Annotated in this window: 10 protein-coding genes and 1 pseudogene; 5 read left to right on the forward strand and 6 right to left on the reverse strand. The window is 36.6% G+C overall.

Annotation, left to right across the window (positions count from 1 at the left end; genetic code table 11):
- The first annotated feature begins 432 nt into the window (after positions 1-432).
- On the forward strand, positions 433-921 hold the full coding sequence (locus tag HLH16_RS06335; RefSeq protein WP_171528694.1) for a macro domain-containing protein: 489 nt from the start codon (positions 433-435) through the stop codon (positions 919-921).
- A 140-nt stretch (positions 922-1,061) separates the two neighbouring features.
- On the opposite strand, the gene HLH16_RS06340 is transcribed toward HLH16_RS06335, so the two are convergent.
- On the reverse strand, positions 1,062-1,220 hold the full coding sequence (locus HLH16_RS06340; protein ID WP_227574695.1) for a class I SAM-dependent methyltransferase: 159 nt from the start codon (positions 1,218-1,220) through the stop codon (positions 1,062-1,064).
- A 306-nt stretch (positions 1,221-1,526) separates the two neighbouring features.
- Between HLH16_RS06340 and HLH16_RS06345 the strand changes: the two genes are divergently transcribed.
- From HLH16_RS06345 to HLH16_RS06355, 3 genes and pseudogenes are all read left to right on the forward strand, one after another.
- Positions 1,527-2,201 (forward strand): hypothetical protein, encoded by a 675-nt coding sequence (locus HLH16_RS06345; protein ID WP_171528695.1) that lies wholly within the window; start codon positions 1,527-1,529, stop codon positions 2,199-2,201.
- Positions 2,201-4,474 (forward strand): hypothetical protein, encoded by a 2,274-nt coding sequence (locus tag HLH16_RS06350; RefSeq protein ID WP_171528696.1) that lies wholly within the window; start codon positions 2,201-2,203, stop codon positions 4,472-4,474. The genes HLH16_RS06345 and HLH16_RS06350 overlap by 1 nt, the downstream gene beginning before the upstream one ends.
- Positions 4,458-7,690 (forward strand): annotated as a pseudogene (locus tag HLH16_RS06355) (site-specific integrase). The gene HLH16_RS06350 and the pseudogene HLH16_RS06355 overlap by 17 nt, the downstream one beginning before the upstream one ends.
- Before the next feature lie 64 nt (positions 7,691-7,754).
- On the opposite strand, the gene HLH16_RS15915 reads toward HLH16_RS06355, so the two are convergent.
- Positions 7,755-7,886, reverse strand: coding sequence for a Fic family protein (locus HLH16_RS15915; protein WP_350643836.1), 132 nt, complete (start codon positions 7,884-7,886; stop codon positions 7,755-7,757).
- Positions 7,887-8,145: 259 nt separating this feature from the next.
- On the opposite strand from HLH16_RS15915, the gene HLH16_RS06360 reads away from it, so the two are divergent.
- Positions 8,146-8,382, forward strand: a complete 237-nt coding sequence (locus HLH16_RS06360) for a VF530 family protein (RefSeq protein ID WP_074947644.1) — start codon at positions 8,146-8,148, stop codon at positions 8,380-8,382.
- Between the two features lie 311 nt (positions 8,383-8,693).
- Here the strand turns inward: HLH16_RS06360 and HLH16_RS06365 are convergent, their stop codons facing one another.
- From HLH16_RS06365 to HLH16_RS06380, 4 genes are all read right to left on the reverse strand, one after another.
- The gene (locus tag HLH16_RS06365) at positions 8,694-9,101 is read right to left on the reverse strand and encodes an ExbD/TolR family protein (protein WP_104499313.1); all 408 of its coding nucleotides are present in this window, start codon (positions 9,099-9,101) and stop codon (positions 8,694-8,696) included.
- Positions 9,101-9,826, reverse strand: coding sequence for a MotA/TolQ/ExbB proton channel family protein (locus HLH16_RS06370; protein ID WP_171528697.1), 726 nt, complete (start codon positions 9,824-9,826; stop codon positions 9,101-9,103). Before HLH16_RS06370 ends, HLH16_RS06365 begins: the two co-directional genes overlap by 1 nt.
- A gap of 42 nt (positions 9,827-9,868) precedes the next feature.
- Complete coding sequence (locus HLH16_RS06375) at positions 9,869-10,690, reverse strand: energy transducer TonB (RefSeq protein ID WP_171528698.1); 822 nt, start codon at positions 10,688-10,690, stop codon at positions 9,869-9,871.
- 201 nt (positions 10,691-10,891) lie between these two features.
- The gene (locus HLH16_RS06380; protein ID WP_171528699.1) at positions 10,892-12,013 is read right to left on the reverse strand and encodes an LLM class flavin-dependent oxidoreductase; all 1,122 of its coding nucleotides are present in this window, start codon (positions 12,011-12,013) and stop codon (positions 10,892-10,894) included.
- Positions 12,014-12,124 lie beyond the last annotated feature (111 nt).

Here is a 12,124-nt window from a genome sequence, read left to right on the forward strand (position 1 = left end):
AATGGCACAGAAGATTTCTGTAAAATCAAACATGGTGGTTAGAGTCTTTGGTTTGTGTAGTAACTTTCTAAATGGCTCTAACCATCTTTTTTTCAAGCGGTTTTCTTATCCGTAATTCGGGTTAATTAGATTCCTTTAATCTAATAGGATCTAATCAGCCAATGGAGGTCTCATCACTGATCAACTGACACAGCTCATAACTCCATTATGTTGGCTAGTATCACCAACCGAAATTTTGCTTTGAAAATTGGTACTAATTTCTTATAGAAACAGGATTGATTTACCCTTAAAATTATAACATAAGTTTTTATAAAATTTCTTTATTAGCAAATACTTAGTAGTTAATAAATGAAATAGAAAAATAGTCATGATTGACTAGAATAAGTATAGAAGATCAGTTTAACAAGACCATTAAAAACAGGAGTCAAATCTATGATTTACGAAGTATCTGGAGATATTTTACTAAGTGATGCACGTGCAATTGCCCACGGTGTTGCACCGAATGATAACTTTACAACAGGTCTAGCCTTCAGTCTGCGTGAACACTGGCCGGCTTTATATAAAGACTTTCGCAACTATTGTCATATTTATCATCCTAAAGCGGGAGAGCAATGGACATGGGTGAATGCTGAAGGTCAACGTATCATCAATCTGATGACCCAGGAAGCCGCCTATGATCAAGGCTCCAAACCAGGCAAAGCATCAACAGAGTATGTAAACCGCACTCTGAAAAACTTAAAAGAGTTGATTCAAGAAGAGAAAATCGAAAGTTTGGCGTTACCACGCCTTGCAACAGGTGTTGGTAGTTTAGACTGGGAAGATGTACGTCCCCTGATCTATAAGCACTTAGAAGACTTAGATATTCCGATTTATATCTATACTCTGTATCAAAAAGGCGTAAAAGCGGACGAACCAGCCTAACCATCGGATAAAACACCTGCTTCACGATCTGTCTAATGAGCCCTCATCCAATTCCCCACTTGTACTTAAGTGGGGAATTGGTTCCTTTAAGCATAAGCCAATCTATGTGATAAAAGACTAGCAAGAAATAAAGGTAGATTTTACTGCCTCTCAATAATAATCAGAGAATCATCTATTGCATCAACTTGATACCCTCTACTTTTGAAATCCAAAGTGTCACCACCCGACCCACAGCCCAAGTCCAAAATCTTTACTTGTGTAGGGAAATACTTAAAAAATGGTTCGTACAAACTCTGCATGTCAACTCGGTATGTACTATCAAAAAAATTTGAGCATTGTTATTGTAATAATCAGTTGTAATCCTCCCTACCCTATTCATTCTAATCCGCTATGTGAACATCATAATAGAAACATGATATTTTTTGCCAACTCACAAATATAGCTAACTAATAGTGAGTATCCAAGCGAGGGGGGAAATTTTAAAATCTCAATAATAAAAACTTAAGATAATAATTTAAAACAAGAAAAAAATGATGCCTCCTGCCATATTCAAAAACTCCAAATATACGTGAATATTACTGTATTATTTTTTATTCAATAGACACATGGATTTGACATCTGAACTACTTTTAAAGTTTCCAGCAACACGGATAAGTACTGTAAAAAATTTCAAAAAAAGCAGAATCATCATTCATCCATGTGCTTATGGTTTCAACGTATGCTACTTAAATATGTTTAAAAATCTCGCTGCAGATTTAGATATTTCTAATCGTATAAAAGAACTCCATGTGTGGAAAACCTCAGAATTTGATGGCTACACCATCCTTAATAATATTCACTTATATATTAGCTACTTAAAGCAGGATATTAAGGAAATCACTTTAATTATTCACCATCAACAATCTTTTTCAGATGATGAGTTAGCATTTCTAATGGAGTTATGCAGTCGTGAATTTATTCAATTCATCAAAGCTACAAAATTTGATATTCGGTCGTTAAATCCACGAAAAACATTGCACTTAATTAACACGCATCTTTCACGTCAAACACTATTAACGCTTAACAAAAAATCATCTTTAAAACCACATCATCAAATGAGTCTAGAACTGCTTGCACAACTACTTTCATGTTCTCGAAATCAACTCAATCAGCGGATTAAAAATACCAACCAACAGCGCACACATATTTTTAATGAATTATCACTACACAGCAGATGTGTAAAAGAACTCGTTGATCACTCTGATAGCTGTCTAAGTACAGAAAAAATTTGGAGATCATAATGTTTAATGATCTAAACGAGCATGTTGATTTACCGATGATCTCACTCAAAAAAACGATTAAAAAATTGTTCGCTAATGAGAAATTTGAACGTGCACAACACATCAACTTTGTAATTAAACTATTGTCTTCGCAACAGGCTGACAACTTTCTAGATGGTCTCAATCTCGATTACTTTAACGTCGATGTAGAATTTCAGTCAAATCTGCCAAAACCTTCAGTAATCCCTTTTTCTAAAAAAGTTAAGATTAGCAATCTACCCATCACTTCATATATCAATTCAATTTCGCAGTTATCTGAGTCACAAACTCATGCACAACATTGGAATATTTTAGTTTTAAAAGCGGCAATTTATTTAATTGCTCTTCCTGACCTTAAACCAGAGCTTTTTAAACAAGCACACACAGAACACTTCAATACCGTAAAGCGCTTATTCCAGCGCTTTAGGACTGCAAATAAAAATTTAGATACTGAAAAAAAATATCATAATACAGAAGAGTATAAACGCCTCTGGAATGTCTATCTTAAAGATCCAACGCTGAGCTTAGAACAATTTATTCAACATCTGATCACATTAGATACGGATAAATTGCCTGAGTTTGATCGCAATCTACTCAATGATATTCGCATTACTTTTAACTACGTTTTAAAAAACAAAGCGAAGATTGCACGTACAAGTATTGATACACAGCTTCAACATCAGTTTCTTGATGAAGAACAATTCATTGAAGAAAGTATCGAAATCAAAAAAGGTGCTAAATCTAAAGCACTGAATATAGAAACGTTAATTGATGAGCCGATTAATAGGCAAATTGTTGTCAATCCAACTCACGTCACACCACTCGCAGCACATTCAGAAACGAGTCAAAACTATGTTCTACCGCTTGTTGCAAAACATATTCAACGCAAAGAACATTTACTCACGTCGAGTAGTTTTTTCCCGAATCCATCTAGCGTGAATCATCTACTGAAAAGACTTCATATGGACTACTCTGAACATCAAAATAAAAGTGCTTTGATCCTGATGCTCTCATTTTTAACAGGCAACAGTGTGAATGAGTGGCTATATATACAAAGCAAGCGAGCTATAAACTTAAATAACCGCCAAAAATTGATCCATAAAAATGATCAGTTCTTCTTAAGCAGTAAATTTAATGTATTTGAGAACCGCGATTTTGAGTATTCAGACAACTTGCTCAATCAGACGATCTATTTAGACATTCCAATCCCTAATCTATTCATTAAGGATCTCCGCAAAATGAATTCGGTTAGTTTCGATGATATACAGCAATATTTACGCAAATTAAGACAAGAATTATTAATTCCAAAACTGTCTGTCGTAAAGGTGAGTTCTCTACTGCATCATACGGTTCTTGCAAAAACAGGGAATAAACAACTCGCAGATTTAATCACAGGGATTGATGCCAATCAGTCATCATCTGTTTCTTATTGTCATCAGAATATCCCACGATTACATGCACAATATATTGATATTCTAAAATCACTTTGTGCAGATGTAGCAAGCACATATGAAAGCTGGGTACCTTCGCTCCCTGATTCAATAACTCATTTTGGTAGTCGTAAAGCTCCAAAACCACAGGTCATTACAGAGATTTTTGCTGTATTGAAATTTAATATTTTTTCACAAGCCGAAGATGACCTAATTTCAATCTTTAATCATTACAACATCTGGCTATGGCATATCCTCCTTCTTTTTACAGCAGCACGCCCCGTTGCTGAATTCCCTGGATTTCTTAAAAACTTTAATTTAAAACGCCAAATTTTGATGGTTTCTGACAAAGAAGTAGGCGGTCGCAATGGATTCGGACGCCTCATTCCACTTTGCCCATTTTTAGTTGAAGAGATAAAAAAATTCCTTAATTTTTTAGAATATTTTTCGATTCAAATCATAATGAGCCACTCACACTTAGCTGATCCCTTACAACAAATCAAAACAAGTCAATTGCCATTACTTGGCATTATCAAAAATAACGAGTGGATATCACTAAGCCCTTCTATAGTCAAAAATTTTCATCCTGAATTAGGCCTTGATCATGCAAACTGGCACCGCCACACAGCACGTGCTTTTTTAACTCATAAAATTACCGAACCTGAGATTTTAGCTCTCTTTGGACATGAGCTCATGCAACAAGAAGCAGCACATCCATTTTCCAGTTTATCGCTCTCTCAATTTTCTAAAATTGCAGATGTTTTAGAGCAAATGAAAGATCAATTTAAAATTAGCGGGATTGAAGTACATGTCATCATTCAATAAAAAAATCCAAAAAAAACGCTATGCTGAAGATAGACGTCAACTTCAACGTAATGAATTAGAAAAGACCCTACGAGCTGATGCAGAACAAGAGCTCCGACAATACTTTGATGAACAAAAATTCTCAACTGAAGACTTAATTCAAGCTTATCCCGCGATTTATGAGTTTATTAAACGTAAAGCACCAAATTTGGCTTGGAAAAAATATGCACATGAATTCTTCCGAACATATATCAAATATCTCAATAAGAGCAATAACCTAGACTTCCCATTACCGTACCTCACCTTTGAGATGAAACGCGATGAACCAATTTTCACCCCAGATTGGATCCAGGCCGGTCATGAAATTGACATCATTATAGAAAAACTTTGGGATTATTGGATTCTTGCTCAAGATAGTTCCGCTTTTTCTGATGATGAAATTATTGGGAATATTCTGCTTTGCTCAATGTTATACGGTGGATTAAATCAAACAGCTTCATCAAATGCTTTGCTCGAACATTTAAAAAACCCGGCAAAAATCCAAAAAATTTGCGATTTTAATATCATCTTTTTAGAGCCACTTTCTCAGAGCTATGGTGATTTATTTATTGATGAAAAAACGATACGCAAATCGCGTAATTTTGTTCCAGATCAACTAACACGCCTTTGGCTCATTCATTTCAATACAAGACAAATTCGTGACATCAGTCTTGACGTGGGTGCTTACCTTCGTCTCATTTTTCAAAAAATTAAACATCCATACACAAGCGAGACTTTTAAATTTCTACGTGACTACTCCAATTTCAACTGGCTACAACTGAAAAATTCAGATGTTGACCCAGCATTATCACAATGCTTGTTAGAAAAAACACTCACTTGTGGTTTATCTGAACATGAGTTTGAAAACTTTGCTCTCCCAAAATTTAAAACTCAGTTAGTTGATGAAATAGAGAGAAATGCCTCTTCTGCAACCAAGCCCTTACCTGATCTAAATACCTCTGAAGCGGTAGAAAATGTGATATTTATTCATAAAAACTTGCTGAAAATTATTCGCACATCATCAACAGAGCAACCCATTGCTGAACTCATTATTGATTTTTGCCTGCGTCACCAAGAGCAGTTTAATGAGTTTTCTAAGCGCATTATCTTATGGCTCATCAGTCTCTATCGACCAGGTTCAGAGCAAATAAAAAAATTATCAACCACCTTTAATTTTGATACAACTCAGTACACTAAGTCATTTCAAGACAATCAAAAACTCGCAGATAGTTCAATCTATACATACTATACCCGGATCGCAGAACCGTTTTTAACTCATGCATTACAATACTTCGATACCGACGATGACATTAATGATCTGCTGAACAAAATCTATCAACAAATCATTAGCAATACACGACTTGCTGATGAAGCAGATCAACCTGAGTTTAAAAAATCTAAAGACCAAACTATTCGTATGTTGAAACGCTTTCACACCTTTCAACAAATTGTTTTTCAAGCAGAAGATTTCGAACTCGAATTTATTGCATCACAAAGTAGACCTCGTGCACGCATTATTGGTCACACAGCCTTCCAAGTAATATTAAAGAAGTTAAATCAGCTCTTACATGACCAATCCATCTCAGACAATCACTATAAATTATTAAAAATCATTTATATTTTAGGATACCGCACCGGTATGCGTATCAATGAAATACTCGGTTTACGTGTAAAAGATATCGAGGGTTTCGATCAACTTTCTATCTGGATTCAACCTTATGGTTCAAAAAAACAAGGGAATCAACATCTGCTCAAAACAGATAGTGCTGAACGGATTGTGCCTGCCTACGCTTTGCTTAAAGATGATGAGTACCAATTTTTTAGCGATTTTGTTGTTGAAAAACGTTTAGAGAATAAGAAAAGTTTATATTTATTCAGCAACTTGAATGAAAATAAAAAACTGAATAAACACACTGTTACTGTGCCCCTAAAACTGATATTGAATCAGGTCTTTAAAGGGCATCATTACTCCTTTCACTCTTTTCGTCACACGGCAGCGAATCATTTATCGCTTTTACTGAACTGTGAATATGCACCACTTGTGCAAGAGCTGACTGACTATAGTGAAAACGAATATGAAAAAATTCGAGCTGAACTTCTTCAAAATCAACATGGACAAAACCATTGGTTTGTTATCGCCCATCTTTTAGGGCATATAGAGCCCGTTGAAACTTTCAAAAGTTATATTCACTTAAGTTATCTCATTGCTGGTCAAAAACTACTGAAACATCATCCAGATATGCCAAATGAACTGGCTAAAAAAATCATGGGCTACAATGCAACGTTTAAAAATTTGAAAATAACAAAGGATGAAAAAGACTTTAATTTTGAAAAAAACCAAGCAGTTCTAGCGACTATATTATTGAACGATCAAACAAACTGGCTCCAGAGTAATGCTACTGACATTCTTAACGAACTGTCAGTACAAACAAATCAACCCCATGACTTTTTCGCTTTCTTTGTTGGTACAGAAGATTCTAAAATTTCACTTCAACGCTTCTATGAAACGCTCAATATATTGGAGACTACTAACGATCCTAAAAGTGCAGCTCAACGTATGTGCTTACCAGAAGAGCTCGTCAATTATTGGTATGAAAATGCCCTAAATTTAGCAAATATTAAATCAGAAAAAGGGAATCCGCGTTTATTTAGTATTGAGAGCTCAACCCACTTAAAGCCAGCGATGCTTGATACCGCTGAAGAGCTTCATGCGGTGACTTATTTTTTTGAACATTTACAGAAAATAGCTCGTAAAAAACCAACACAAATTGCATGCGTCCTGAATGTATTTTTGAATCGAGTGACCGCATCACACACAGGTATCCATTATCGCTGGAAGGATATCGATCAACTCGAACATTTTTACTCCCAGGTTAAGGCTTTATTTCCTGCCAAATTTTGGCACTTATTTGGACAAGATTTGCAAACAAAGTTAGATGCTAAACAACAGCCTCAACTTTTCAAACTAGCAAAAGCATCAACAGATAAACATCCATCAACACAAGAGGATTTTCCTCGTCTACAACTCTATTCAGTCAAAGATGGTCATGCGCTTGCTGCATTTAAATTTTGCTTACATTTAGCATGTATTGGCCGCCCAATATCTCTTGAACTTAATGGGTTAGATGACATGAATCCTAATACCGCACATAAGTCTATAATGTCTTGCACCAACAAGACCTTCTTGAAGCTGATTAGATCACTGACCCAGGTTTGATTACCATAAAGTATCTTAATGATCAGTTTTCTATACTTTTTCTGGTCATTTTTTCAAGTTGTATTTCTGCTTAGAACCTTTTAGTTTATCAGGTAACATATGCTGAATGAGTCCAGCCTTTAATGCTGGATTTAAATAATTTTTTGGATTGTTACACTGAGTGACAAATCCAATAATGACATCAGCTTAATAAGGTTGTATTCCCTCTGCCTAGGTTTCAATAAGATGCTTAACTTGATCGCTTAGCTTGAGCGGTGTCTTGATCGCTATGGAGATGATAGTTTCCTAAACACCTCGTTAATTCGTCGTTTTATCTAACTAAAAGTCTCTAAAAAATTGGTGGCTATTCAGTCCATCATCACCTACATTCCAACCCTCTCGTTTTCCAACTAGCCCAGGTTATAATAATGGCCTCCCAAAATACGATTGATCTATTATGAACACCTCCAATGACCCTTTACACGGCAAAAAACTTGCTGACATTTTGGATGAATTATTGGATTACTATGGGGGCTTTGAAGGCTTGAGTCGTAAAATTGAAATTAGATGTTTTTGCATAGACCCAAGTGTTAAATCATCATTGCGATTCTTGCGTACCACACCATGGGCACGTGAAAAAGTAGAAAGCTTATATTTGTATGTCTTACGCCAAAAGGCCAAACAGAAATCGTAGCTGTCAAAGCCCTAGCCTCATCATAATATTTTATACCAAATAGTAAACCACCCTTAGATAGAGAACATCTATGTCGGTAATTATTGTTGATCTACATATTAAAATTAGTGACCAAAACTTAAAGCACCCTACTCTACCTTAAATTACACCACACAAATAAAAAACCCCATATATATGTTATATATAGGGTTTTTTTAAATACAAATTATGTAATTCAATGTATTTTATGTCGGTGACTATTGCCAAAATTCAACTGGTAATTATACAAAATTATTACAGGCTTTTCAGCTTATTTATTGAGAATTGTTGAATTAACCTTTGGGCAATGTTACCAATGACAATTTTTCAACACCTACACGTTCAATGCTGGCTAATAGCTTAGCAATAGTACCATAAGGCACCGTCTCATCAGCATTAAATTTCAAAGCTAAATTTGCATTGGCATTTTTTCTACTTTGAATTTCATTTTCAAATTGCTCTAATGCAACTTTATCTTGATCTAAAAAGATCTCACCTTTCGGATTAACACTAATAACAACGGCTTTATTCTGATCGGTAGGCTGTGTGGGCGCTGCTTTCGGCAAATTTACCTTTACTGTGTTAGTTAATAGCGGTGCTGTGACAATGAATACAATCAGCAGGACCAACATGACATCGACTAAAGGTGTGATATTAATATCACTCACTACATCATCATCTTCAGAAGTTGAAATTGCCATTATGCAAATACTCCTTTTTCTTTAGCTTCTGCTACAACAACAGGCTCAGCTTTAGAAACTTTGGCAGGTTGAGCCGCAATCTGAAAACCATGCTTTTGATTTAAGCTTACAAAATCAGTTGCAAAATCATCTAAATCAGCACCAATGCCTTTAATCTGACGGACAAAGTAGTTGTAAGCTAAAACAGCTGGAACTGCTACTGCAATACCTATACCTGTTGCAATCAATGCTTCGCCGATAGGTCCAGCTACGACATCCATACTTGCATTTCCAGAAGCTGCGATTGCTTGCAGTGCATTGATAATGCCGAATACGGTACCAAATAAGCCAATGAATGGTGCGTTATTACCAATGGAAGCAAGTAAGGCATTGCCTTTTTCCAACTGACGGCGTTCAGTCAAAATTTGTTTACGCAAGTGGCGCTCTAATAAATCTTGACGGCTCCATGATTGCTGTAAATCATGGTGGGTTTTTTCATTTGCATCTATTAAGGTTTGGAAACCCACTTGAGCAACTTGAGCAGCTGGCCCAATCTCTTGTTTGGATTGTTCTACCGCTTCTGTCAAATTTTTAGCTTGCCAGAATTTTTCTACATATTGTTTATTAAGTTTAGCTGCTTTTTGAGTTTGAACAATTTTAACTAAGATCAATACCCAAGTCACAACAGAAAATGCTACTAAGGTCCAGATAGTTGTATCATGGATAAAATGATTGATATTTGACATGGTAATATTCCTTAAATTTTGAATCAGATTTATAATTCGGGTTTAAGCCGGCAACTTGAAGTTGATAGGTACATCGACCCAGCCTTCAATCGCAGTACTTCCTCGCATGGCTGGGGAAAACTTCCAGCGTTTTACTGTTCTAAGTGCTGCATCATCAAGTGCCTTCTTACCACTCCCCTGCTTAACTTCGACAGATAGTGGATGTCCAAAAGCTGAAACTTTTACACGCAGCAATACTGAGCCCTCCCATCCGCGCTCTAACGCAATTTCTGGGTATTCAGGTGCAGGGTTACTTAAATACCCTGCATAGCCTTTAGCTTCACTTACAGGTAAATTCTGTGTTACAGGAGGAGCCGCTTTTTCAGCAGGAGATTCTGGAACGACCTGCTTCACTGGCGCAGTAATTTTTTCTTGCACGACCGGCTGCTCAATAGGCTTACTTTGAACAGGTTTAGTGGACGCTACCTTAACAACAGCTGGTTTTTCAACTGGCTTTGACACCGGAACCGGTTTAGGCTGAATTGGCGGAATTTCTACCTTTTTAGTGATCGGCGGAATCTTCGGCTTAATGATTTTTGGCGGATCTTCCTTTGGTTTAATAATTTCAATCACTACTGGTTCAGGTTTTTTAATCAGCAGCGGCTGTGTTTTAAACTGTTCTGACAGGTACCAAACACCTAGGTGTAGTCCAGTAACAATGGCTAATGCAATAAGCACGCCTTTGTTTTTCTGTGTAGGATGTATATGCCGCCAAGCTGTTGAATTAAACCAATCTGCTGTCACAATAGCATGCTGCTGATGTGCCGCCTTGATTTGATCGTACAGTACAGCGCGTTTGTACTGATGAATTCCAATATTGCTCATGATAATTTCGCAAATCATGTTTTAAAGTTGTATGTAATACTGCATAAGCCATGCCAACTAATTAAATTATTGTTTTTTATATTTTTTTTAAATTACTCTGTTTTTTTTATTAAGTATTTTGACGAAGGGTGTTGTTATTCAAACAGTAGAGTGTTGTAGGAACAGCAATACCGATACATCATCGGTATTGCTAGGCAAGATCTAGCGATGCAGTAAAGGTAAAACTTCTTCACCAACGCGATAGGCTTCTTCCAAATGAGGATTGCTGGCTAAAATAAAATGATCGACACCAATATCGATGTATTCCTGTAACCGTTCAGCGACTTGTTCATAGCTTCCAACTAAAATGCCATTCGGTCCGCCACGGACTTTTGACATACCACCCCAGAAATTAGGACTGAGAAATAGCTCATCAAAATTCTTGCCTTCACTGAGGCTCTTCTGGCGTTGAGCACCAACTGATTCCGTATCTAAACGAGCAAAACTTTGAACCTGTAAATCTACGGATTCATGCATTTGCTTTAATTCTGTTACGGCTTGCTCATAGGTTGGGCGTGCGAGTACATCAATACGGACACCAAATTTAACCCGATGATTTGGATAATGCTGATTTAAAAATGATCTAGCATTTTCAATCACCTGTTTTTGCTGTTCAAGAGGCTCAGCCCAAGTAAGATGAATTTGCGCGTGTTTTCCAGCAACATGTAAAGCAGCATCACTTGCTCCGGCTAACCATAAACGAGGCACCGAGTACTGGTTCATTGGGTACTGTAAGCCGCCATTTTCAACACGGAAAAAATCACCTTCATAATTAAATGGAGCATGATGGGTATAGCCTTTTACGAAATCCAAAAATTCAGCTGTACGCGCATAGCGTTTATCATGATCAATAAAATCACCATATGCTTTTTGCTGGCTACCACCACCTCCAGAAATCACATTCCACTCTACTCGGCCATTGCTTAGGCGTTGCAAACTCGCTGCCATTTGACTTGCATAGGCTGGATGAATAAACCATGGCTGAATTGCAATCAATAAGCGTAAATTACGTGTTTGGCGTGCCAAAGCAGCTGCAAGCGTCCAAGGTTCTTCTGTATGTGGAAAAGCCGGAATGAGAGCACCATGGAAGCCGACGATATCTGCAGCCTTTGCGACTTGTTCAACATAATCATAATAGGCAAAACTTTGATCGTGAAAAGATGGTGCTACTCGTTTAGGGGCTTGATCAGGTTGTAACTTATTCCACTCACCACGTGTATGTGAAGTATGTGCTCTGCGACCATCACCATGAACAGGAAGACGCCATAAAAACTCAACCGACATATAAAAACTCGCTTCAATTTCATTGATTTAATATTTAGAAACCATTCAACTGCAGATTTTGTGCCGATTTTATAAATTTAATTAAGCAATTGTTTTTTAATATTTTTTAAT

The organism is Acinetobacter sp. ANC 5378 (assembly GCF_013004315.1).
In the GTDB taxonomy this organism is placed as follows: domain Bacteria; phylum Pseudomonadota; class Gammaproteobacteria; order Pseudomonadales; family Moraxellaceae; genus Acinetobacter.